This is a genomic window from Massilia putida (genome assembly GCF_001941825.1).
GTDB classification, from domain to species: Bacteria; Pseudomonadota; Gammaproteobacteria; order Burkholderiales; family Burkholderiaceae_D; genus Telluria; species Telluria putida.
This window is the reverse complement of the sequence record NZ_CP019038.1, coordinates 25301-47439: the sequence shown is the minus strand read 5'-3', so window position 1 is coordinate 47439 and position 22139 is coordinate 25301. Positions and strand designations below refer to the sequence as shown.

Here is a 22139-nt window from a genome sequence, read left to right as displayed (position 1 = left end):
CTCGTTTCGGGAAATAGTGATCATTCGGCGGCGGCTGCTTCTTCATCAAGGACAAGCTGACGGTGTCTTGAACCCGCTTGGCGGATGGCGGCAAAATGTACTTACGTTGAATGCTCGCCGCGCACTTCAGTCGTCAATCGTCTCGCAATCAGCTCAAGATCCTGGCTTCGAAGCCCGCAATCTTCAGGGTCGCCAATATTTGTTCAGCTGTCACCAGTTCGGGGGTGATGACAACAGCGATGCGCTGTGTCTTCGCGCTGGCAACCACTTCTTGAACGCCGGGCATCCGTCCCAGCGAAAAACGGACCCGGGTCTCGCAGCCACCGCAATGCATCTTCTCCTCGCCAATCACCTCGAAATCGACCTTGGCAATCATGTTGATATCCTTTCCTATAACAGTTCAAATCCTGACCGGCTCCGCCGCGCGTCCGACGCTCAAAATCGCATCGAAGAAGAGGCGGGGCCGACCGCGTAGCGAGTTCGAAAAAATGGCGGTGACGCTGAACGCCATTGCCGCCATCGCCCAGATGGGGTAGACCAGGCCGGTCGCAGCAAGCGGGATCCCGATCCCGTTGAACATGATGGCCAGACAGACGTTCTGCAACATCTTGCGGTAGCTCCAGCGGCTGATCTCGCGGGCATCCAGAACCGCTTCCAGGCGGTTGTTCAAGATGATGATGTCCGCCGCATCAATCGCGATGTCGGCGCCATTCCCCATCGCGATTCCGACGTTTGCCTGCATCAGGGCGACCGAGTCGTTGATCCCATCGCCGACCATCGCGACACTTCCGGCTTGCTGCATCGTCCTGATCAGGCTTGCCTTCTCCTGCGGAAGCAAGCCTGCATGAACCTCATCGACCCCGACCTCGTTTCCTACACGCTCGACGGCAGCCCTGTTATCGCCACTCATCAGGATCGTGCGTATTCCTGCCTGGCGTAGCCGGTCTATCGTATATTTGGCGTTCGGCCGAACGGCATCACCGAAGGCGAGCAACCCGAGAACTGCGTTCTCGCGCGCTACGAGAACGACGGTCCTGCCTTTTTCTTCCAGCGTTCGTACCCGCGACTCGATGTCCCCCAAGGGCACTGCCTGCTCTTTGAAAAACACAATATTTCCGACCAGGACCATTTGATTCTTCAGCGTCGCCCGCACGCCCCGGCCCGGCACCGCTTCAAAGTGGTCGAGCGGCGGCAGTCCAATCCCGCGTTCCAGCGCTGCAGTCATTACGGCTTTTGCCAGCGGGTGCTCCGAAGCCGTTTCCACCGCGGCCGCCACGCCAAGTAATTCGTCTTCCGTGTCGCTCACAGCTTCCAGTTCAAGCAGATCCGGCTTGCCTTCGGTAAGCGTCCCCGTCTTGTCGAACACGATGTGTGTCACCAGCCGCAACCCCTGGAAGGCTTCGCCCGTGCGCATCAGTATGCCGCGCTCCGCAGCTTCGCCAGCACCGCGAACGATCGCCAGCGGCGCCGAGATGCCGAGGGCGCAAGGGTAGCCCATCACGAGAACCGTAAGGCCTGCAAACACGGCACGCTCGATGCCCGGGCTGTTGCCGGTCAGCAAAGGGAGAATCCACCAGGCGAGAAAGGAAAGTGCGGACAGCGACAGCACGGCAGGAGCGTAGAGCTTCAGCACCTTGTCGACCAGGTGCAGCATTCCGGGCTTCAAGGCGCGGGCATCCTCGACCTCTTGCACTACGCGCTGCAGAAAACTGCTTGCTCCGACCGCGGTCACGCGAACAAGTAATGTACCCAGTCCGTTCATCGATCCCCCGACGACAGTGCCGCCGGCCCTGCACTCGACCGGAAGCGGCTCGCCGGTGACCAGCGAGACGTCGACGGACGAATGGCCGTCGGCCACGACGCCGTCGACCGGGATACGCTGGCCAGGACGGACACGCACCAGGTCGCCGATAACGACCTGTTCGATCGGAAGCTCTTGTTCCTGGCCATTACGCAGCACGTACGCGGTGTCGGGCTGCAGATCAAGCAAGCGCCGCACCGCTTGTGAGCTGCGCGTCTTCACGATTAGCGATAGCCACTCCGAAAAGATGTGGTAATTGCAGACCATGACAGCCACACAGAAGAAGGGGGCTGCCGGAAAGGTCGGGCCGCCGGCAACGATGCCGTACACGCCGCCGGCCAGGCCCGCAAACGCCGCTCCTTCCAGCAAGACGTGCTGGTTGATGATCCGGCGTCGCAGCGATTGCCAGGCGATGTAAAGGATTTGCCGCGCGAGCACGAAGACGACTACCACGGCAAGAACGGCAGCGAGCCAAGCTTCGTGGCCCCCCATCCGCCCGCTTTGCCGCAGCCATGTCAGGCCAATGACTTCGACCAGCGCAAGGAGTGTTCCTGCAGTCGCTTGCGCCCAGCCGCGCGGGCGCAATACGAGGAACACCGCCGCAATGAGCGATACGGCGACAAACGCTTCGAGTAGTGCGTACCAGAAATCCCCCGGCCGCGCGACCAGCGTCAGCGACCCCAGGCTGAAGAACGTCGCCCAAAGAAACCGCCTTGCTCCATGTACCAGATCGCGTTCATCCTCTTCAAAGGGCTTTAGCTTGCGTGGATCCGAAATGCTGTAGCCCATCTGGCGCAGAGTCTCCAGCAGTACCTGTGGCCGAACCTTGGCCGGGTCGTACTCCACCAGCGCCTGCTCGTGCGTAAGGCTGACGGCCACGGCGTCGACGCCCGGGTGCTGGCGCAGCGCCTTTTCAATCGTGCCCGTGCAAAGTGAGCAGTGCATCCCGGCGACCCGCGCTCGCATGCGCATCCGGTCGGGGTGGCTACCTGGTTCCTGTGTCCACATAGGGCTTTCCAGATTAGAAGAAGCCTCCAGAGTGCTTTCAGCCGTGCTCATGAGTTGGTCCGAAGTTGTCGAATGCCGCCATTCTGAAGGCTGGAGCATAGTCAAGGGTCAAGGCCTTTTCGCTCGCAAGACAGGGCTTGACTCTGGACCTACCTCCAGGGTTTAGAATGCAATCGGAGGTGCAAGTGATAACGATAGGAAAACTGGCAACATTGTCGGGCGTGACGGTCGATACGCTGCGGTTTTATGAGCGCGAGGGCCTACTCGCTCCGGCGAGCAAGAGCGAAGGCGGTTACCGGCTCTATGATGAGGATTCGGTCGTCCGGCTCCGGTTCATCAAACAGGCGCGGGACTGCGGCTTCACGCTGGGCGAAATCCAGCAGTTGCTGGTGTTGCGCGGCCAGAGCGAGGCCTGCTGTGGCGATGTCCGGCAGCGGGCGATCGAAAAGAAGCTGCAGGTGGAGGGAAAGATACGGGCACTCTCGGCCATGTCCAAGGCGCTGGACCATTTGATCGCTGACTGTGCCAATGAAACCCACCCTATCAACGGCTGCCCGATCCTGGCGGCTCTCGAGAAGGCAAGCACATCTTCCGACAACGAAGGAAAAACGTGAAGATTGAACTGTTCTACGCACCAGGCTGCGACAAATGCGCTGCCAATCGTGAGAATCTCAAGGCAGCTGCCAGCCAGTGCATCCCTGACGTCGAGTGGTGCGAGTTGAACGTGCTCGAGCATATGGAATATGCCGTCGAACTTGGGGTGCTTACCTTGCCGGCCATCGCCATCGAGGGAGTGCTCGAGTTCCCGGCGCTGCCAAACGTGAAGCAGTTTGCCGCTGCCATCGCTCGTAAGGCGGCCAGCGTGGAAAGGTCATGATCATGGATCCCTCAGCGCTGGGGCAAGCCGTCCAGCATGCCGGTTTCGCTGCTGTTGGCGTAGGGTTTCTGACCGGTCTCTTCTTCAGCCTGAATCCCGTGGCCGTCGCGGCGATCCCGGTGTCGCTCGCTTACGTCACAAAGGCGCGGGACCGGAGCGAGTCCATCACCTTTGGAAGCATGTTCATTCTTGGCATGCTCGCGATGCACGTGCTGCTCGGGTTGCTGGCCGGCCTGAGCGGACTTTGGGTCGCGCGCCTGCTCGGGCGCCAATGGGGACTCGTGCTTGGGCCGTTCCTGATTCTCCTCGGTCTGATCTGGCCGGGCTGGCTTCGATTGCCGCTCCCGACCGTGTCCGTTCGCGCGCGGCGTGTTACCGGCGTTTGGGGCGCCTTCACGTTGGGCATGGTCTTCTCGGTAGCGGTCTGCCCATTTTGCACGCCAGCCTTGCTGGTCCTGTTGGGAGGGGCCGCTTCGGCCGGCTCGCCACTACTGGGCGCTGCGTTGCTGTTGGCATTCGCGATCGGGCGCTCGATCCCTGTTGGCTTGGGGGCGTGGGCTATAGGCTGGCTGGAGAACTTGAAGCCATTTTCCAAATACTCGAAAACGTTCGAAGTCATCGGTGGCATCGCGCTGATCGCGGCGGGGCTATACATGCTGAACGCCTATTTCTTCATCATTCCATCGCTGGCGGCGTGAGCCGCCTCAACGGTGATCGCCATGAGCGAATCGACCACGTTATCTGATGACATCACAGCGGCATTCGGACGCGCGTGCAGGGAGAAGGACTGGCAAATTGCCGAGTTCCTACTCCAGGCACTGGAAGCACTGTCCGAGCGCGACCAGGCCGATGAACAGGCACGAAGGACGCGCCACCTCCGGCTTGTTTTCTCCTCTGAGAGTCGATTAATACCTTGAGAACGCTCTTGCAGGTAAGATGCGAACCGTTAACACCTTGTTTGCCGCTGCGACTGGCCGGCCACTGGCAAGGACGTGAAAGAAATCAGTCATCGATCAGTGCCTGGATTATTGGGCAACCGGCACCAGGATGCTCGCTATCACAGCGCGATACCATCGTTGCGAGCGCTGTCTTCATTGCAAGCAGATCGCTTAATTTAGCCTCTACCATGGCGAGCTTCTTCGCTGCCAGGTCGCGGGTGCTGGCACAGGTCTGCGAGCCTTCCAGCTTGAGAAGACTCGCGATTTCATCGAGCGTAAAGCCAAGGTGTTGTGCCCGCTTGATGAAGCGAATCCGGCGTACATCCTCGCCCGCATAGGTGCGGTAGCCGCTGTACGGCCGCGCCGGCTCATCGATCAGTCCACTTCGTTGATAGAACCGGACCGTCTCCACATTCACGCCGGCGGCGCTGGCCAAGCGGCTGATGGTCATTTTCTCTGTCATGTACTTTACTCCGTATATGTGTACGGAGTTTATCCTGTTTCACCATAAAAGCTGTTTGGAGCGAGCATGGCAATCGGAACGAAGGGATCCTTGGTCGCAGGCGCGTTGGCGGCGCTTGGCGCCTCAGCATGTTGCGCCGGTCCGCTCATCCTCCTGCTGCTCGGCATTAGCGGCGGATGGGCATCTCACCTGATTGCGTTCGAACCCTACAGCCCCTACTTCACCGCGCTGACGGTGCTATTTTTAGGAGCCGCCTTCCACAACTTGTACCTGCGCCGGCGCGCCTGCGCGCTTGGCGACGCCTGCGCCGTTGACCGTGTCCTCAGGAACCAGCGCATCATGTTCTGGTTCGTTGCCGTCCCCTCCGTACTACTGCTGACGTTTCCCTTGTACGCCCCGCTGTTCTATTAAAAGGATTTCCCGATGCGTATTTCTACATTAATCGTGTCCGTGTTACTGAGCGGATCAGCCTTCGCCGGCACCTCAGAAACGCTTACCCTTAACGTGCAAAACATGACCTGTGCCGGATGCCCGATCACGGTCAAGAAGGCGCTTGAACACGTTCCTGGCGTGAGCGAGGTGAGCATCGACTTCGTGCACAAGACGGCCACCGTGCACCTGGATACGGACAAAGCCAACGTCTCCATGCTGACCAAAGCGACCGCTGACGCAGGCTTCCCTTCGACCGTCAGGAAGTGATGCGATGACCGAGGCAATTTTAGAGTCGACCCTGACCTGTCCGCATTGCGGGCTGAGCAAACTGGAAACCATGCCGACTGATGCATGCCAGTTCTACTACGAGTGCGAAGGCTGTGCCGTCGTGCTGCGGCCAAAGGCCGGTGACTGCTGTGTCTTTTGCTCATACGGTACGGTGAAGTGCCCGCCGATTCAACTGGAGCGTCCCTGCTGTGGCTAACGTACGTTCCTTGGAGCTTCGCTATTGCTGACGACAGCACTTCCGCGCAATCCGGCGGCAAAAACTCGTCGATGCGATTCACCGGATGGTCGGCAATATGGCAAGCACATGGCGCAACCATGTCTCAGAACCCACGCCAGTCACTTTCGCCATGCCGATCAGCGAATAGGCGGCGGCCTCGCGCTCGCCGCCACGTTCATTTTCAGGAATTTGTTCATGGTACGCTGTCCTAACTGACTCTAGGCTTAAAGGCGAGGACGGTGGCACTAGCTAGGGCCGGGCCGATTCCGGCTGGGGGTATCGCACTCCTCGTCGGCCTGCCAGGCATTCGTAACACCCATCAACTAAACTCGTGGCGATTCATTCTCATAATTTTTTGGTTGCAAAGCACGTTCTACAAGCTCAATCAGAATGTGGATAACCTTAATATGAAGCTCTTGCACACGGTCAGCGTATTGGCCCGCGCTGGTGCAAATGCAAATATCGGCATGGAGTTCCAATTGCGAATGGGGGCGTCCAGTCAGACCAATTACCCTCATCCCCTTAGCTCTCGCCGCCTGGGCAGCAAGGACCACCGAAGGACTATTACCGCTCGTACTGATGGCAAAAAGAATATCTTCCGCACTACCGTTACCTTGAACGAAACGAGCAAAAACTTGCTCATAGCCGTAGTCGTTGGCAACGCAACTGATATAGCTTGGATCGCTGATCGCGACTGCCGCCATTGCAGGACGATCATCACGAAAACGCCCGGATAACTCTTCCGCCAAGTGCATGGCGTCGCACATCGAGCCGCCGTTCCCACACGAAATAACGCGGCGTCCACGTTCCAGCGCTTCGATTAGAAGGCTTGCGCTTGCCTCAATATTGCCCAGTTGCGCACTGTTATTGATGAGGCGTTCCAGCGCATCACGTTGAATAGATCAAATTATGTTTGTCAAATCTGCGCCTGTAAAATCAACAGCTTAGGCATGTTACTGGTTCGTCAATGTTTGTCAAATTTCGCTCTGCGGTGGTCCGGTGCCCTGTTGACGTGCCGTCAATGTTTGTCAAGTTAAGGCATGCAACCGCTCAGAACAGTAGTCGGCGACCATCAGTGGCCGATACCAGTACCACCAGTCGAACGCACCCTTGTGCCCAACCACTGCGCGACCTAAAGTAAGAACCAGCACAGGGAGCATAGTGCTCGTCCGATAGGGCAGCTGGACCGTCATGGCGGCTTTGTTGCGCAAATCAGGCTCGGCCGGCGTAGAACCGGTAGGTCTGGTAGCCTAAGCGGATGAAACCGGCTCCACAGAAGTACCGTACTACCAACTGGAAGACGTATAACGAAGCTCTCAAGGCACGTGGCTCGCTGCTCATCTGGCTTGATCCGAAGATGAACTGGCATGGTCAGCCGAGCGGCAAGCGCGGACGCAGCGAGACATTCAGCGATCAGGCTATCCAGTTCTGCCTGAGCATCAAGTGCATGTTCAATTTGCCGCTGCGCCAGGCCATGGGCATGACGCAAAGCCTGCTGCGCCTGGCGGGACTTGACTGGCCGGTGCCGGACTACAGCACGGTAAGCCGTCGGCAGAAGACGCTGCAGGTGGCCATCGGCGCTGTACCGACCACGACGGGTTTGCATCTGCTGGTGGACAGCACGGGCATTAAGATGCTGGGCGAAGGCGAATGGAAGACGAAGAAGCATGGTGCGGACTATCGTCGCCAATGGCGCAAGGTGCACCTCGGGATTGACGCGTCCACGCTTGAAATCCGGGCCATCGAGGTGACCGACAACAGTATCGTCGACGCGCCTGTCCTTCCAGTGCTGCTGAATCAGATTCCTGCAGACGAGAAGATTGCCAGCGTCAGTGGCGATGGTGCCTACGACACCAAGGACTGTCATGAAGCCATCGCGTTGCGCGCCGCGCATGCCATCATCCCGACCCGCAAGAACGCCAAGCCTTGGAAGGCAAACCGCTGCGGTGCCGATGCACGTAACAATATCCTGCGGACGACAAAAAGGGTGGGACGGGCAATATGGAAGCGATGGAGCGGCTACCACCGGCGCAGCCTTGTTGAAACCAAGATGCGCTGCTTCAAGCTGCTGGGCGAACGTGTCATGGCACGCGACTTCGACCGTCAGGTCGCCGAACTGCAGGTGCGAGCTGCCGTGCTGAACCGCTTTACTCGGCTGGGTACGCCGATTACGGTCCCAGTGTTATAAAACGAACTACAAATAGCGTCAGCTCGGCCTTCGCTCGATTTGCTCAACAAAGCCGATGCAGTCTAGCGATTATTCAACGCTATCGGCTAGAGATCTTCAATCGCAAGTTTGAGCTGTCGTAGGCGCTCTTGGTTGACGCAATAGCAAACCCTCTGCACATCCGAGGAACCTTCGATCAGACCCGCCTCCTTCAGGATCGAGACGTGCTGGGAGATCGTCGACGGCGCCAAGGGCAGCACGTCAGCCAGACTCCCAAAGTAGCACTCGCCGTGATCGATCAGGTGCCGGAGCAACTGCAAACGGGCAGGATGTGCGAGTGCTTTGCACATGCGCGCCAGGTCATCGACGTCGATTTCCGTAGCGCGCTCGCGAGGGGTTACCGGTGGACAGCAGGACTTTGACATGTAGCTCATTCGTTGTTTGCCGAACGCAGAATAGACCTTAGACCGTGCTCTTGTCAAAAGGCTTTGCGGATTGCAAATCCCGTTCGGCCGTAACTGCACGCAGGTAAAACGCGAGCGAGGCGAGCGAAACCGCCAGCAGCGCGGACAGCAACACCACAGGACCGCCGCCCTGGCGAAGGACCGCCGCTGCGACCAACGGCCCGGCCGCCTTCGACAGCAGTGAAGGTCCGGCCATGGCGCCGGAGATCGCACCATAGTTCTCGCGCCCGAACATTACCTGTGGAATCGAACCGCGCACGATCGTCAGGATGCCGTTGCTCAGGCCATAGAGGACACAAAATACGGCGACCGCCCATCCTGCCGAACCGAAAAGCAGGAGCACGAGCAAGGCGCCAGGCAGCATGGCAAAGGTCAGCTTGCCCACCGTTTGCGGCGGCGTGTCACGTGCAAGCGTCATTTCCCCGACACGGCCTGCCACCTGCATCGGGCCGACCAGCGCAGCCAGTAACACTGCCACTGCCGTCGACTGGCCCAGACGCTCAAGCAACGGGATGAGGTGGGCGGCCATTGCCGAAAAGATGAATTGGTTGGCCGAGAATGCGGCCGCGAGCAGCCAGAATGCGGGATGCCGCAAGGCTTCCGCCAGGGTATGACTCCGGCCCATGCTGGCATGCTGCTTTCCAGTGGAGCGAGCGCGATCTGTGCCAAGCAGGAGATGCAGCGGCATGCACACGACAAGCTGCGCAACCCCATACCACAGGTAGGTATCACGCCAGCCGAGCATCGTATGGAGTTTGGCGGTCAAGGGCCAGAACAAGGTGCTGGCAAAGCCGGCGAACAGCGTCAGGGTAGAAATCGCCTGCCTTGAGCCGGTCTCGAGCTTGCGGTTAATCGTTGCAAAAGCGGCCTCATAGAGCGTCAGAGCCATCGCCACGCCGATCAGCGACCAGGCGAGATAGTAAGAGGCGGCATCTTCGCACCGGCTGAGCCAGACCAATCCGAGGAAGCTCAGGAGCGAACCGGTCGCCATGACGTAACGGCCACCGTAGCGGTCCAGCATGATCCCGGCCGGTGTCGCGACCAGCCCCGCAGCAAGTAGTGCCCAGGAAAAGGCGCCGAATACCAGTTCCGGCCCAAGGGTAAGGTCTCGCTGGATATCGGGCGCAACGATGCTGAAGGCGTAGAAAAGCGATCCCCAGGAAATGATCTGGGTAACGGCAAGAATGCCGACGGTTTTCGATGGCTGATGCACGATCAACTCCAGGATGACGCCGCCAGCACGCGCCGGCGGCAGGTCGTTCAAATTGCGTTCAAATCAAGCGCAGCAGCTCGTTTCCTTGGGCTTGCTGCAGCCACAGGCGCCGGTCGTCATTGGAGCGGGCACGCAGCAGGCAGCGGCAGTTGCGGCAGGCACGTTGCAGCAGGAGGTGATCGGCTCGACCGCAACATCCTCGTACGCCAGGCGCGTATTGCAGACGCCCGTTTCCGGAAGGTCAAGCTGCACATCGTCAGCCGCCGTCATGTCGCCCACTAGGGCTGCGACCACCGAACGGACCTGTTCGTACCCGGTTGCCAGCAGGAAGTTCGGCGCACGGCCATAGCTCTTTGCGCCGACGGCGTAAAAGCCGTGCTCCGGGTGCGCCAGCTCGCGGTGCCCGTGTGGGCGGACGGTGCCGCAGCTGTGTTCGTTCGGGTCGATCAGCGGTGCCAGGGCATCGGTGCTTTCGAGCCACGGGTCATGGCGTACGCGCAGTTCCCGGGTCAGCGCGAGATCGGGCCGGGCGCCTGCCGAGCAGACGATGCGGTCGATCCCGTCGATCACCGGTACCGAGCCGCCGACCGGATCTCCGTTGACACGAACCCTTCCGTCGACCTCGACCAGCTCCTGGATACGGAAATTCTGGTGGAGCTCCAGGCCGCCTGCATCCCGTAAAGCTTTCAGGCGCATCCCCAACTGGCCGCGCGCCTGCAGGCCATCGGCTTCGCCGCCACCGAACACTCGGGCCAGCTGGCTGCCGCGCGTCGCCCACACGATGCTGGTCCCAGGATGGTCCTGGACCAGCTGGGCAAGCGCGAGCAGCGTGCCGGCCGCGGAGTGTCCGGCGCCCACGACCAGTACGCGCCGCCCTGCAAAGCGCTCCCGTGCGGCGCCAAGCACGTCGGGCATGCCGTAATCGATGCGCGCAGCCAGCGCGGCTTCGCCCAGCGCCGGAATACCATCTGCGCCCAGCGGGTTCGGGTGCGACCAGGTGCCAGTGGCGTCGATCACCGCGCTGGCTAGGTACTCGCGCGGGCCCTCGGCCGTCTCGGCGCGGATGAGGAAGGGAGCGCCTTCGCGGCCCTTCGTCTTGACCTTGTCAAAGCCGATGCGGGTGATGGCGGTAACGCGATGGCCGAGCCGCAGATTGGCCGCAATCCCGGGCGTCCCGGCCAGCGGCGCCAGATAGTCGTCGAGCAGTTCGCCGGCGGTCGGCAGGGAGTCATCGGCCGGGGCCTTCCAGCCATGAGCTTCCAGCAGGCGCCGGGCCGCCTTGTCGACATTGTACTGCCATGGCGAGAAAAGACGCACGTGCCGGTAGGTCGCGAGGTTGGCGCCGACACTGGGTCCGGCCTCCAATACCAGTGGGGTCAGGCCGCGTTCAAGCAGGTGTGAGGCTGCAGCGAGGCCGACTGGACCGGCACCGAGCACTGCCACTCTTGCGGCATTTTTAGTTTCTTCGTTCATGTTCGCTCTCCTATCTTGTTCTGGACGTTGTATGAGTTAAGCCAAAGCACTCGTCGGCTCCGAATTCCTTGTTCGCCCGAATAACGAATTTGATTCCGGCATTTGGTCTGGAGCACACAAAGGGTACTTGGCGCTATGAGAAACCGCTTTTATTCGTTGTTCGACGAATGAAGAATATTCGTGTGTCATCAAGCTGTCAAGATATTTCGATATAATTAGAAGTGTCGCAATATATTTCCGACTTCGCTGGAGGCCGCCATGACCGATGACCATATCTTCAACGTACTTTTTCTTTGCACCGGGAACTCCTCCCGCAGCATCATTGCCGAGGCGCTGCTCAATGGAACCAGCACGCATCGGTTCCGAGCATTCAGCGCCGGAAGCCATCCAACCGGCGTAGTCCACCCGCTGGCGATCGAGCAGATTGATCGGTTCGGCTTCTCGACCGAGGACCTACGCAGCAAAAGCTGGGACGAGTTCGCCACAGCGGATGCTCCTCATATGGACTTCGTGATCACGGTCTGCGACAAGGCAGCCGGAGAGGTGTGCCCACGATGGCCTGGCCATCCTATTTCCGCACACTGGAGTTTTGAGGATCCCGCTTCCCTTCAAGGCGATGACCAAGCCCAACGCCAACACTTCACCCGGGTCTGCCGCGAGATCAAGAATCGGCTCGACATGTTTTCGATGCTGCCTCTCGAGAAGCTGTCCCGCCTGGCGATCCAGAAGGAGCTGAGCGTCATCGGTCAGTCTTCGTCTCGCTCTGCCGATACTGTTTGATGTGGATGACGGATGACAAAGAAGCCCTACAACGTCCTCTTCCTTTGCACCGGTAACTCCGCTCGCAGCATCATGTCCGAAGCGCTGGTCACCATTCTGAGCAGAGGACGTTTCAAAGGATATTCGGCCGGCAGCCACCACACGGGAACCGTCAACCCCTTCGCGATCGAGCAGATCAAGCAGTTTGATCCAAGGTTTCCGACCGAGCAGATGAACAGCAAGAGCTGGTTCGAATTTTCGTTACCTAAGGCGCCCCAGATGGATTTCATCATCACGGTATGTGACAACGCGGCAGGAGAAGCTTGCCCGCATTGGCCTGGTCATCCGACAACCGCACATTGGGGATATGCCGATCCAGTCCAGGTGAAAGGAACGGACGATGAGAAGCGCGCCGCCTTTTCCCGGACCTTCCTGCAGATCCGCAAGCGTGTCGAGCAGCTCGTCATGCTCCCGTTGGATTGGATGGACGACTGGGAGGCCAGGACCGAAGCGGTTAGAGCGATCGCTACAATGAAGCTATAAAGGTGCTTCTTAAGCGGCTCTTCCGACTGGTATGCCGACCTTGCAATCGGCTGCGGACTTAGACTATCAAGCCTGTAGCTCTTCGGGTTCGAACTGGTAGCCGATGCCGCGTATGGTTCGGAGTCCGTTTGGTACTCCTGTAAAAGCTTTTCGAAGACGCATGATGCTTACGTCGACGGTACGCTCATCAATTGCAACTTGCTGTCCCCATACTGACTTGAGCAATTGTTCTCGGCTAAACGGTTTATTCGGGTGCTCCACGAAGAACAGGAGGAGCTTGAACTCAGCCCGGCCAATTTTCAGGACGCGTTGATCGAACATCGTGATGTAGTTAATAGGGTCCAGCGATAACCGACCCCGTACGATCTTCTCTGCATTGGATTGAGTTAGCGACGGCGCTCGCAGTAGCGCGTTTACCCACGCTGTCATTTCCCTATCAGAGGTCGTATCGGCAAGACATAGGTCCGCGCCGCGCTCAAGCGCAGCCAGTCGCAGCGGTTGCGGACATCGATGACATACAATCGCGACAGGAAGCTCGCGCAAAGCGCTATCACTTCGTACCGATGACAGGAAACCGAGACAGCATGGATCCGCCGCCGAGCCTGCCAGCAGGATGACAGTTGGGTTAAACCGCAATGCATGCCCGCGGCATTCCACGACCGAGCGTGCCTCAATGGGTTCCAGTCCGGCCGCTGCGAAAGACGAGGTCAGCTGTCTAGGGAAATGCAGGTCGGTACCCAGGACAAGTACCGTTGGTATGGCTCGGGTCGCGTCAAGATTGGATTCGCTCTGCATGGGTGCCGCCGATATGACGAATATCCTTCCCTTCGACGATATACACGACGTATTCGGCGATGCCCTTGGCATGGTCCGCAATGCGCTCTAGCGCTTTGGCGACCCAAAGGACGTCCAGCGCGCCGGAAATCAGTCGTGGATCCTCCATCATGTATGTGATCGTAGTGCGCGCGACCGTCCGGAACTCGAAATTGACAGCTTCATCATCTGTGATGATCGTTCGAGCCTGCTCCTGGTCCAAACGCGCGAACGCGTCCAGAGCGCGATTCACCATTCTGGCGGCGCCTTCGCCCAGTGTACGGATATGGGCATAGTAATCGAAGCTGCCGCGGTGTGCGTCCCGATGAAGACGCTGTGCTGTCCGCGCAATTTTGCTTGCCTCATCGCCAATGCGTTCCAGGTCGGTGATGAGTTTGACCGTTCCGATCACGGCGCGCAGGTCGTTCGCGGCCGGCTGACGCTTGACGATCAGGTGGCTACAGGCGTCGTCAAGCAGGACTTCCAGGCGATTGACGTTTGAGTCGGCCTGAATGACCGCGTCGGCCAGAACCAGATTGCCTGTCCTGAAGCTGCACATCGCGTCGCTGAGCTGGGCTTCGACGATGCCACCCATCATCAAGACGTCCGAGCGAATCGACTCCAGCTCTGCATCATATTGCTTGGAGGAGTGCTCACCTTGCATATTACGTTCTCCGTCAGGTATCAAGCATCAACCGAAACGGCCGGTGATATAGTCCTGGGTTTCCCGTTTGACTGGATGCATGAAGAGATCGTCCGTCTCGCCGAACTCGATCAGTTCGCCAAGATACATGTAGGCAGTGAAGTCCGAGCAGCGAGCCGCCTGTTGCATGTTGTGGGTGACGATCACGATCGTGTACTGGTCACGTAATTGCGCGATGAGTTCCTCGATCTTGCCGGTCGAAATCGGGTCGAGCGCGGAAGTCGGTTCGTCGAGCAGCAGCACCTCAGGCCGCACAGCCAGAGAGCGGGCAATACACAGGCGCTGCTGCTGGCCGCCGGATAGGGAAAGACCGCTCGACTTCAGCTTGTCCTTGACTTCATCCCATAATGCCGCGCCGCGAAGTGCCTCCTCTACCCTGAAATCGAGCTCCGACTTGCTGAGCGCTTCGTGGTGTCGCAGGCCATAAGCGATGTTTTCGTAGATCGACATCGGAAAGGGTACCGGCTTCTGGAAAACCATCCCGACCTTTTTGCGCAATCGGTTGAGTGAATAGCTTTTATCCAGGACATTTTCACCATCAAGGATGACTTCGCCCGTCGCCCGCTGACCGGGGTAGGTCGCGTACATCCGATTCAGGACGCGTAGCAGCGTGGATTTTCCGCAGCCGGAAGGGCCGATAATAGCGGTCACGTTCATCTGCGGGAAACTCAATGTCACGTCCTTCAACGAGTGGCTGGTGCCGTAGTAGAAATTCAGGCTTTTCACCGCGATCTTGGTCGATGTCATGTGTTTTTGCCGATCCTTCTTCGTTGCTGCGATTGCGAACTGCGTGACATTGCCGGGCTCACCCATGTTGACCTCCTTGCGCCTTCTTCAAGATGTAGCGCGATCCGATGCTCAACAGCAGGACGAAGATGGTGACGACGAACGCTCCTGCCCAGGCCAAGGAATGCCAAGCGTCATATGGGCTCATTGCGTACTGAAAAATGACGACTGGCACGCTGGCCGTTGGCGAATTCAGGCTGTTCGTCCAATATTGATTGTTCAGCGCCGTGAAAAGTAAAGGTGCGGTCTCGCCCGAGATCCTTGCCAGTGCCAACAAAATCCCGGTCGTGATACCAGGAAGTGCCGCGCGGTACAGGATCTGGAGAGTGACTTTCCATTGCGGTATGCCGAGTGCGAGGGCCGCTTCGCGCATCGCATGCGGTACCAGGCGGAGCATCTCGTCGGTCGTGCGCACCACGACCGGCAAGACGATCAGGGCCAGGGTCAGTGCGCCAGCCCAGCCAGAAAAATGGCCCTGCTGCCGAACCACCAACTCGTAGATGAAGAGGCCGAGTACAATCGACGGCGCCGACAGCAATATATCGTTCACAAACCGGATGGATTCGCGCCAGGTCTTCGAACGCGCGTACTCCGCAAGGTATGTACCGGCTGCGACACCAATCGGTGCGCCGATCATTAAGGCGATGCCGCTCATGACCAAACTGCCGAAGAAGGCGTTGGCCAAGCCGCCGTCGGCGCCGGGCGGGGGCGTCATCTCGTAAAAGATTTCCGGCCGCAGCGCAGAAATGCCGAAGCGCACGGTGGTAAACAGAATCCAGACCAGCCAGAACAAGCCAAACAGTGTCGCGGCAGTGCCGAGCACTTTCGCCACGAAGTCGATAGCCGTGCGGCGGCGGTAACGGATCACTTGGAAACTCATGCTGCTCCCTCCTTACGGCGCAGATTGGCGAGCATTAGCCGAGCGACAGCCAACACAATGAATGTCACCACGAAGAGGATGAGACCAAGCGCGATCAAAGAAGAGAGGTAAATGTCGGAATCCGCTTCAGTAAATTCGTTGGCAATCGTGGCGGCGATCGAGTTACCCGGCATAAGCAGAGACCAGGACAACTGGTGCGAATTGCCAAGGACGAAGGTTACTGCCATGGTTTCGCCAAGGGCACGGCCGAGACCCAGGAAGATGCCGCCGACGACAGCTGATCGGCAATAAGGCAACACGACGTGCCAGACCACTTCCCAAGTCGTCGCGCCAAGCGCATATGACGACTCCTTCAAGCTTGACGGCACAGTGCGGAAAACATCGCGCATAATTGACGAGATGAAGGGGATGACCATAATGGCAAGCACAATGCCGGCTGTGAGCATGCCGATTCCCAGCGGCGGCCCCTCGAACAGAGGACCTACGACCGGTAGAGAGCCGACTTTGTCGTTCAGCCATGGCAGGACGTGCTCGCTCATGAAAGGCACGAACACGAACAGGCCCCACATCCCATAGATAATGGATGGGATGCCTGCAAGGAGTTCCACTGCAGTCGAGACCGGCCCACGTAGCCAGGTCGGCGCAATCTCGGTCAGGTAAAAAGCGATGCCGAAGCTGACTGGAACCGCGATCAACATTGCGATTGCCGAGCTTATCAACGTGCCCATGATTGGCACCATGGCGCCGAATTGTTTGCCTACCGCGTCCCATTCGCCATTGACCAGGAATCGCAAGCCAAATGTCTGGAATGCGAGGTGGCCGCCCCAAGCCATCGCGGCTGCGACAGCCAAGAGCAGCAACATGACGAAAGCGGCTGCGAAGGTGACTGCCCAGCCGAAGATGCGGTCGCCTCGCGCATCGTCCTTGACTGCTTCTTGCGTGGGCGCGGCTGCCGTTGTCGCGTTAGTGACAGAGGTGTTCATGTTGATCGCGATTCCAATATGACGCCGCGAATCAAGCTGCGGCGTCGATCCGGTGATTATTTGATTTCCGCCTTCCAGGAAGCCTCGATCTGCTTGACCAGGGAATCGGGAAGTGCGACGTAGTCAAGTTGCTTTGCCTGTGATTGACCTTGCTCGAGGGACCACTTGAAGAAGTCCAGCGCAGACTTGCTCTGTTTGGCGTTTTTCGGGATCTTGTACATCATCACAAACGTGGTCGCAGCGATGGGCCACGAGGCTTGACCCGGGGCGTCAGTGATCACGAGATAGAAGTCTTTGGCCTTGGCCCATTCAGCGTTCGCTGCGGCAGCCTGGAACGATTCCAGGCTCGGTGAAACGAATTTGCCTTCACGGTTCTTGACCTGGGTAGTCGTCATTTTGTTTTGCATCGCGTAAGCGAGCTCGACGTAGCCGATCGAATTCTTGATCTGCTTGACGTAAGCAGCGACGCCCTCGTTGCCCTTGCCGCCGACGCCGGCCGGCCACTGAACGGACGTGCCTTCACCAACCTTGGTCTGCCACTCGGGGCTGACTTTGGATAGGTAGTTGACCCAGTTGAACGTGGTCCCCGAGCCGTCCGAACGATGCACGACAGTGATCATCGCGTCAGGCAACTTGACGCCTGGATTGAGGGACGAAATCGCGGGATCGTTCCAGCGCTTGATCTTGCCCAAGAAGATGTCGGCAAGGACAGGACCCGTAAGTTTTAGTTGATCGGTCGCAACGCCGGGCATGTTTACCACTGGGACGACGCCACCAATAATCACTGGGAATTGCGTCAGTCCGACCTTATCGAGCTCATCGGGCTTCATGGGCATGTCGGATGCGCCGAAGTCAACTGTGGCGGCCTTGATTTGGGCAATTCCGCCCCCCGACCCGATCGACTGGTAATTGATCTTGACGCCAGTCTTCGCGCTGTAGTCTGCCGACCACTTGGAAAGGATGGGGTAGACGAAGGTCGAGCCGGCCCCGGTAATTTCCTCTGCATGCGCGCACAGTGCGAAAATGGAAGTTGCGATGGCGAGTGCAAACCGTGAAGTAGATTTCATAAACATCCCTTTTTGAAAAGATTCCATATTTCCATTGTTGTGGAAATATGGAATTTTATTATAAATTTATGACGGGGTGATGACAGCAGCTACTAGAGCAGGCCCAGTTCGTAAAGCGTGATTAAAATGACAAATGCGACCAGGTACACATACGCAGCTATCTTCTCCACCGTGCGTCGACGAAGGTAGAGGTACTTCAATGGTTTCTTTCAGTGTTTCGAGGATTCGATTATAATGGAATCATCGTCAATGAAAAGCTGTTTTTTCGCTAAAACACAATGGAAACCAAAAATGCGCTCGCTGCCCTGGCAGCTCTTGCTCAGGATTCTCGCCTCGCAGTGTTTCGACTTTTAGTGCAAGCCGGGCCTGATAACGGCGTACCGGCCAGCAAGATTGCTGAAACGCTCGGGATCCCACCATCCTCCCTATCTTTTCACCTCAAGGAGCTGACCCACGCCGAACTGGTCATACCTCGCCAGGAGGGCAGGTTCGTCATCTATACCGCGCAGTTCAACACGATGAACGCCCTGATGGCTTTCCTGACTGAAAACTGCTGCAGCGGCCAGCATTGCGAGACGACCGCGTGTGACCATTCATGCGAAGTTGAGGCGCTCTCAACGTAAGCCCTAAAGCGCCTGTCACTCTACTCACCTATTTCTTCGCGGTTAAGCTGTCAGCTTCGCCGCACGTTACTGTCCAAGGAGACCTATGAACGTCCTTTTCCTTTGCACTGGCAATTCCTGCCGTTCGCTCATTAGTGAAGCAGTTTTCAATCATTTGGCGCCGGCTGGCTGGCATGCGATCAGTGCTGGCAGCCAGCCCACCGGTAAGCTTAACGAACGGGCCTTGGCCCTGCTGGCCAGCAAAGGCATCTCGACCGAGGACTATTACAGCAAGTCTTGGGACAAGCTGCCGGTGACGCCGGACATCGTGGTAACTGTCTGCGCGAGCGCCGCGGGCGAAACCTGCCCGGCGTATCTTGGCCCGGTCCTGCGCACGCACTGGGGTGTGGAAGATCCGAGCCATGTCGTCGGCACCGAGGAAGAGATCAGCGCCGCTTTCGAGAAGGCCTATGCGATCTTGCGCGCACGTATCGAGGCGTTCCTGGCCTTGCCGCTGGACGAGCTGAAAGGCGACCGCGCGAAGCTCAAGACCGAGCTCGACCGCATCGGCCATATCGAAGCCTGATCTACCGCCACATTACCATCGACGGCCGGGGCGACGATCCCGGCCTTTTTCGTGAGCCCCTGCCCACGACAGCCTGAAGGATTTTCGTGCTTACCGCATTTCTCATTTTCCTGGCCACCCTTACTTTTGTCATCTGGCAGCCGCGTGGGCTGGGCATCGGCTGGAGCGCATCAGCCGGCGCCATTGTTGCCCTGCTGGCCGGCGTCATCCACGTCAGCGACATCCCGATTGTCTGGCACATCGTTTGGAACGCCACCGGCGCCTTCGTCGCCGTGATCATCATCAGCCTGCTTCTCGACAAGGCTGGCTTCTTCGAATGGGCCGCATTGCACGTGGCGCGCTGGGGTGGCGGCAACGGTCGACGCCTGTTTGTGCTTCTCGTCTTGCTTGGTGCGGCCGTGGCCGCGCTGTTCGCCAACGATGGCGCGGCACTGATCCTAACGCCCATCGTCATCGCCATGCTGGTCGCATTGCGGTTTTCGCCGAAAGCCACGCTTGCCTTCGTGATGGCGGCGGGCTTCATCGCCGACACCGCCAGCCTGCCGCTGGTCGTGTCGAACCTCGTCAACATCGTCTCGGCCGATTACTTCGACATCGGCTTCGCACGCTATGCCGCGGTGATGGTGCCGGTGAATCTGGTGTCGGTGGCCGCTACCCTGGCTGCGCTGGTCTGGTTCTTCAAGAAGGACATCCCCGCCGACTATGATCTGGCCCAGCTCAAGCGCCCGGAGGAAGCGATCCACGACCGTGCGACCTTCGTGACCGGCTGGTGGGTGCTAGCGATGCTGCTCGTCGGCTTCTTCGGACTTGACAAAGTCGGCATCCCGATCAGCGCCGTGGCCGCGGTGGGCGCCGTGCTTCTGCTCGCCGTCGCGGCACGCGGCCACCGGATCTCGACCCGCGAAGTGCTGCGCGGGGCGCCGTGGCAGGTGGTTGTGTTCTCGTTGGGTATGTACCTGGTGGTCTATGGTCTGCGCAACGCTGGCCTCACCGATTACCTGACCGCCTTGCTCAACCGCTGCGCCGAGCACGGCATCTGGGGCGCAGCATTGGGAACCGGGTTTATCACGGCCATCCTGTCCTCCATCATGAACAACATGCCGACCGTGCTGGTCGGCGCCCTTGCCATCGATGCCACCACGGCCCAAGGCGTGGTTCGTGAAGCGATGGTGTACGCGAACATCATTGGTGCCGACCTCGGCCCGAAGATCACGCCGATTGGTAGTCTTGCCACCCTGTTGTGGCTGCATGTGCTGTCGGCCAAGAACATCCAGATCTCCTGGGGCTACTACTTCCGTATCGGCATCCTGCTGACGCTGCCGATTCTCCTGGTAACCCTAAGCGCGCTGGCTATACGCCTGAGCTAAGAAAGGACCCAAAATGGAAGTGACGATCTACCACAACCCCGATTGCGGCACGTCGCGCAATACGCTTGGGCTGATCCGCAATGCCGGTATCGAACCCACCGTCATCGAATACCTGCAGCAACCGCCGGACCACATCACGCTGGTCGATCTGATTCAGCGCTCTGGCTTGGCGGTGCGCGGCGCAGTGCGCGAGAAAGGCACGCCTTACCTCGAGCTGGGCCTGGACAATCCAGCGACCACGGATGAGCAGTTGATTGACGCCATGCTTGCCCACCCAATCCTGATCAACCGCCCATTCGTGGTCACGCCAGCCGGCGTACGGCTGTGCCGTCCGTCCGAGGTCGTGCTGGATATCCTGCCTGTACCGCAGCGCGGCGCCTTTACGAAAGAGGACGGCGAACCTGTTGTCGATGCAGAAGGAAAGCGAATTAAATGACTAATATTCCGAATCTCCCAAACATCAAGCCGGAGCTGTTGGACCAGCCGACCATCGAGAAGCTCGAACCGGTAGACGATCTGAACCACCCGCCGCGCATCCTGATGCTGTACGGCTCGCTGCGCGAACGCTCCTTCAGCCGCTTTCTTACCGAGGAGGCGGCGCGCATCCTGGAGCACTTCGGCGCCGAGGTAAAAATCTTTGATCCAATGGAACTGCCGATGGCCGGCAGCGTGGCCGAGACGCACCCGAAGGTGGTCGAGCTGCGCGAACTGTGCCTATGGTCCGAAGGCCAGGTATGGTGCAGTCCCGAGCGCCATGGCGCGATCACGGCGGTGATGAAAAACCAGATCGACTGGATTCCGTTGGAGATGGGCGCGATCCGGCCTAGCCAAGGACGCACGCTGGCCGTCATGCAGGTCTGCGGCGGCTCGCAATCATTCAACGTGGTAAACACGCTGCGCCTGCTTGGACGCTGGATGCGCATGTTCACGATCCCGAACCAGTCCTCGGTGCCGATGGCCTACAAGGAATTCGACGACGCCGGCCGCATGCGGCCTTCAGCCTACTACGACCGCGTCGTCGACGTGATGGAAGAACTCTACAAGATGACGCTGCTGATGCGTGGTCGTAGCGACTATCTGACGGACCGCTATAGCGAGCGCAACGAGCGTGCCCGCAAGGCGATCGATCGACAGATCGAAAAATTATAACGTGCTCGCAAACTTCCGTTTCTGGCGAGTCACGGAGCCTGTCATGAATCGGCACCGTGAATACTGATGGCCAGCAGTAACGGACTATATCTTGTCTACTCTATACGGAATGGAAAATATGGAACGTTGGATCATCTATGCTTTCGTCTCGATGGCATTCGCCGGGTTCACTTCAGTCATCGCGAAACTCGGACTGGCTGGCATTTCCGGCGATCTCGGGCTCACCGTCCGAACCTGCTTCGTGTTTGTATTCATGCTGTGTTTTGCCAGCCTGACGGTGCCGCTACAGGATCTGCAGTTGCTGACGTGGAGGAATGTGATCTGGCTGGGTGCATCGGCCGTCACGACCACTGCGTCCTGGATTTTCTACTATAAAGCCATCAAGGCCGGTAACGTCTCGACAGTCGCGCTGATCGATAAGGGCAGCGTCGTGATCGCCTTGGCTCTTTCTTATTGGATTCTTCATGAGGCAATCACGCTGCCGAAGATGCTCGGCGGATTGCTGATCGTGACCGGTCTTCTGGTCATCTCACGCGGATAAGAATTGCCTCATTTCCGTT

Annotated in this window: 29 protein-coding genes and 1 pseudogene; 16 read left to right on the top strand and 14 right to left on the bottom strand. The window is 58.7% G+C overall.

Annotated features, from left to right (window positions below; genetic code table 11):
* Window positions 1–148: 148 nt before the first annotated feature.
* Together BVG12_RS02635 and BVG12_RS02630 are read right to left on the bottom strand one after the other, a co-directional pair.
* Window positions 149–376: a heavy-metal-associated domain-containing protein gene (locus BVG12_RS02635; RefSeq protein ID WP_075791070.1), complete on the bottom strand. Its 228-nt coding sequence runs from the start codon at window positions 374–376 to the stop codon at window positions 149–151.
* Window positions 377–400: 24 nt separating this feature from the next.
* On the bottom strand, window positions 401–2860 hold the full coding sequence (locus tag BVG12_RS02630; protein WP_075791069.1) for a heavy metal translocating P-type ATPase: 2460 nt from the start codon (window positions 2858–2860) through the stop codon (window positions 401–403).
* 116 nt (window positions 2861–2976) lie between these two features.
* On the opposite strand from BVG12_RS02630, the gene BVG12_RS02625 reads away from it, so the two are divergent.
* The 4 genes from BVG12_RS02625 to BVG12_RS33755 are packed head-to-tail and all read left to right on the top strand — an operon-like array spanning window position 2977 to window position 4603.
* The gene (locus tag BVG12_RS02625; protein ID WP_229503784.1) at window positions 2977–3423 is read left to right on the top strand and encodes a heavy metal-responsive transcriptional regulator; all 447 of its coding nucleotides are present in this window, start codon (window positions 2977–2979) and stop codon (window positions 3421–3423) included.
* Window positions 3420–3686 carry a thioredoxin family protein gene (locus BVG12_RS02620; RefSeq protein WP_075791068.1) on the top strand — a complete coding sequence of 89 codons (267 nt, stop codon included), beginning with the start codon at window positions 3420–3422 and terminating at the stop codon, window positions 3684–3686. Before BVG12_RS02625 ends, BVG12_RS02620 begins: the two co-directional genes overlap by 4 nt.
* Window positions 3683–4384 carry a cytochrome c biogenesis CcdA family protein gene (locus BVG12_RS02615; RefSeq protein ID WP_229503783.1) on the top strand — a complete coding sequence of 234 codons (702 nt, stop codon included), beginning with the start codon at window positions 3683–3685 and terminating at the stop codon, window positions 4382–4384. The genes BVG12_RS02620 and BVG12_RS02615 overlap by 4 nt, the downstream gene beginning before the upstream one ends.
* 21 nt (window positions 4385–4405) lie before the next feature.
* Entirely contained in the window at window positions 4406–4603 is a 198-nt protein-coding gene (locus BVG12_RS33755; RefSeq protein WP_156895506.1) for a hypothetical protein, read from the top strand.
* Window positions 4604–4688: 85 nt separating this feature from the next.
* Here the strand turns inward: BVG12_RS33755 and merR are convergent, their stop codons facing one another.
* Complete coding sequence (gene merR, locus BVG12_RS02610; RefSeq protein WP_075791067.1) at window positions 4689–5087, bottom strand: mercury resistance transcriptional regulator MerR; 399 nt, start codon at window positions 5085–5087, stop codon at window positions 4689–4691.
* Window positions 5088–5153: 66 nt separating this feature from the next.
* Here merR and BVG12_RS02605 point away from each other — a divergent pair, with 66 nt between their 5' ends.
* From BVG12_RS02605 to BVG12_RS34930, 3 genes are read left to right on the top strand one after another with little or no spacing between them, the layout of a single operon-like run.
* Window positions 5154–5498, top strand: coding sequence for a mercuric transporter MerT family protein (locus tag BVG12_RS02605; protein ID WP_075791066.1), 345 nt, complete (start codon window positions 5154–5156; stop codon window positions 5496–5498).
* 12 nt (window positions 5499–5510) lie between these two features.
* Window positions 5511–5786: a mercury resistance system periplasmic binding protein MerP gene (gene merP / locus BVG12_RS02600; RefSeq protein WP_075791065.1), complete on the top strand. Its 276-nt coding sequence runs from the start codon at window positions 5511–5513 to the stop codon at window positions 5784–5786.
* A gap of 4 nt (window positions 5787–5790) precedes the next feature.
* Complete coding sequence (locus BVG12_RS34930) at window positions 5791–6003, top strand: GDCCVxC domain-containing (seleno)protein (protein ID WP_075791064.1); 213 nt, start codon at window positions 5791–5793, stop codon at window positions 6001–6003.
* Window positions 6004–6034: 31 nt separating this feature from the next.
* Here BVG12_RS34930 and BVG12_RS34925 read toward each other — a convergent pair.
* Window positions 6035–6201: pseudogene (locus BVG12_RS34925) on the bottom strand (transposase domain-containing protein); the annotation flags it as partial.
* Window positions 6202–6347: 146 nt separating this feature from the next.
* The gene (locus tag BVG12_RS02590) at window positions 6348–6878 is read right to left on the bottom strand and encodes an SIS domain-containing protein (protein ID WP_267877497.1); all 531 of its coding nucleotides are present in this window, start codon (window positions 6876–6878) and stop codon (window positions 6348–6350) included.
* 404 nt (window positions 6879–7282) lie between these two features.
* Here BVG12_RS02590 and BVG12_RS02585 point away from each other — a divergent pair, with 404 nt between their 5' ends.
* Window positions 7283–8212 carry an IS5 family transposase gene (locus tag BVG12_RS02585; protein WP_083684448.1) on the top strand — a complete coding sequence of 310 codons (930 nt, stop codon included), beginning with the start codon at window positions 7283–7285 and terminating at the stop codon, window positions 8210–8212.
* A gap of 86 nt (window positions 8213–8298) precedes the next feature.
* On the opposite strand, the gene BVG12_RS02580 is transcribed toward BVG12_RS02585, so the two are convergent.
* From BVG12_RS02580 to BVG12_RS02570, 3 genes are read right to left on the bottom strand one after another with little or no spacing between them, the layout of a single operon-like run.
* The gene (locus tag BVG12_RS02580; RefSeq protein ID WP_075791062.1) at window positions 8299–8625 is read right to left on the bottom strand and encodes an ArsR/SmtB family transcription factor; all 327 of its coding nucleotides are present in this window, start codon (window positions 8623–8625) and stop codon (window positions 8299–8301) included.
* A gap of 28 nt (window positions 8626–8653) precedes the next feature.
* Entirely contained in the window at window positions 8654–9919 is a 1266-nt protein-coding gene (locus tag BVG12_RS02575; protein ID WP_229503782.1) for an MFS transporter, read from the bottom strand.
* Window positions 9920–9931: 12 nt separating this feature from the next.
* On the bottom strand, window positions 9932–11341 hold the full coding sequence (locus BVG12_RS02570; protein ID WP_083684443.1) for an FAD-dependent oxidoreductase: 1410 nt from the start codon (window positions 11339–11341) through the stop codon (window positions 9932–9934).
* Window positions 11342–11599: 258 nt separating this feature from the next.
* On the opposite strand from BVG12_RS02570, the gene BVG12_RS02565 reads away from it, so the two are divergent.
* Both BVG12_RS02565 and BVG12_RS02560 read left to right on the top strand, forming a co-directional pair.
* On the top strand, window positions 11600–12121 hold the full coding sequence (locus tag BVG12_RS02565; protein ID WP_075791061.1) for an arsenate reductase ArsC: 522 nt from the start codon (window positions 11600–11602) through the stop codon (window positions 12119–12121).
* Between the two features lie 12 nt (window positions 12122–12133).
* Window positions 12134–12643, top strand: a complete 510-nt coding sequence (locus BVG12_RS02560; RefSeq protein WP_075791060.1) for an arsenate reductase ArsC — start codon at window positions 12134–12136, stop codon at window positions 12641–12643.
* Between the two features lie 66 nt (window positions 12644–12709).
* Here BVG12_RS02560 and BVG12_RS33340 read toward each other — a convergent pair whose 3' ends face one another.
* From BVG12_RS33340 to pstS, 6 genes are read right to left on the bottom strand one after another with little or no spacing between them, the layout of a single operon-like run.
* On the bottom strand, window positions 12710–13438 hold the full coding sequence (locus BVG12_RS33340; protein WP_169926781.1) for a response regulator transcription factor: 729 nt from the start codon (window positions 13436–13438) through the stop codon (window positions 12710–12712).
* Entirely contained in the window at window positions 13416–14120 is a 705-nt protein-coding gene (phoU, locus tag BVG12_RS02550) for a phosphate signaling complex protein PhoU (RefSeq protein WP_075791058.1), read from the bottom strand. The genes BVG12_RS33340 and phoU overlap by 23 nt, the downstream gene beginning before the upstream one ends.
* 27 nt (window positions 14121–14147) lie before the next feature.
* Window positions 14148–14939 (bottom strand): phosphate ABC transporter ATP-binding protein PstB, encoded by a 792-nt coding sequence (gene pstB / locus BVG12_RS02545; RefSeq protein ID WP_370662855.1) that lies wholly within the window; start codon window positions 14937–14939, stop codon window positions 14148–14150.
* 25 nt (window positions 14940–14964) lie between these two features.
* The gene (gene pstA / locus BVG12_RS02540; RefSeq protein WP_075791056.1) at window positions 14965–15825 is read right to left on the bottom strand and encodes a phosphate ABC transporter permease PstA; all 861 of its coding nucleotides are present in this window, start codon (window positions 15823–15825) and stop codon (window positions 14965–14967) included.
* On the bottom strand, window positions 15822–16808 hold the full coding sequence (gene pstC / locus BVG12_RS02535; RefSeq protein WP_075791055.1) for a phosphate ABC transporter permease subunit PstC: 987 nt from the start codon (window positions 16806–16808) through the stop codon (window positions 15822–15824). Before pstC ends, pstA begins: the two co-directional genes overlap by 4 nt.
* 56 nt (window positions 16809–16864) lie before the next feature.
* Entirely contained in the window at window positions 16865–17881 is a 1017-nt protein-coding gene (gene pstS / locus BVG12_RS02530) for a phosphate ABC transporter substrate-binding protein PstS (protein ID WP_075791054.1), read from the bottom strand.
* Window positions 17882–18153: 272 nt separating this feature from the next.
* On the opposite strand from pstS, the gene BVG12_RS02525 reads away from it, so the two are divergent.
* The 6 genes from BVG12_RS02525 (at window position 18154) to BVG12_RS02500 (ending at window position 22120) form a co-directional block, all read left to right on the top strand.
* Window positions 18154–18498, top strand: a complete 345-nt coding sequence (locus BVG12_RS02525; protein ID WP_075791053.1) for an ArsR/SmtB family transcription factor — start codon at window positions 18154–18156, stop codon at window positions 18496–18498.
* Between the two features lie 85 nt (window positions 18499–18583).
* Entirely contained in the window at window positions 18584–19063 is a 480-nt protein-coding gene (locus BVG12_RS02520) for an arsenate reductase ArsC (RefSeq protein ID WP_075791052.1), read from the top strand.
* Between the two features lie 86 nt (window positions 19064–19149).
* A complete protein-coding gene (locus tag BVG12_RS02515) occupies window positions 19150–20430 on the top strand; it encodes an arsenic transporter (RefSeq protein ID WP_075791051.1) in 1281 nt (426 codons plus the stop codon).
* A 13-nt stretch (window positions 20431–20443) separates the two neighbouring features.
* Window positions 20444–20866, top strand: a complete 423-nt coding sequence (gene arsC, locus BVG12_RS02510) for an arsenate reductase (glutaredoxin) (RefSeq protein ID WP_075791050.1) — start codon at window positions 20444–20446, stop codon at window positions 20864–20866.
* Window positions 20863–21579 (top strand): arsenical resistance protein ArsH, encoded by a 717-nt coding sequence (arsH, locus tag BVG12_RS02505; RefSeq protein ID WP_075791049.1) that lies wholly within the window; start codon window positions 20863–20865, stop codon window positions 21577–21579. Before arsC ends, arsH begins: the two co-directional genes overlap by 4 nt.
* A gap of 118 nt (window positions 21580–21697) precedes the next feature.
* Window positions 21698–22120: an EamA family transporter gene (locus tag BVG12_RS02500; RefSeq protein ID WP_075791048.1), complete on the top strand. Its 423-nt coding sequence runs from the start codon at window positions 21698–21700 to the stop codon at window positions 22118–22120.
* The last annotated feature ends 19 nt before the right edge of the window (window positions 22121–22139 follow it).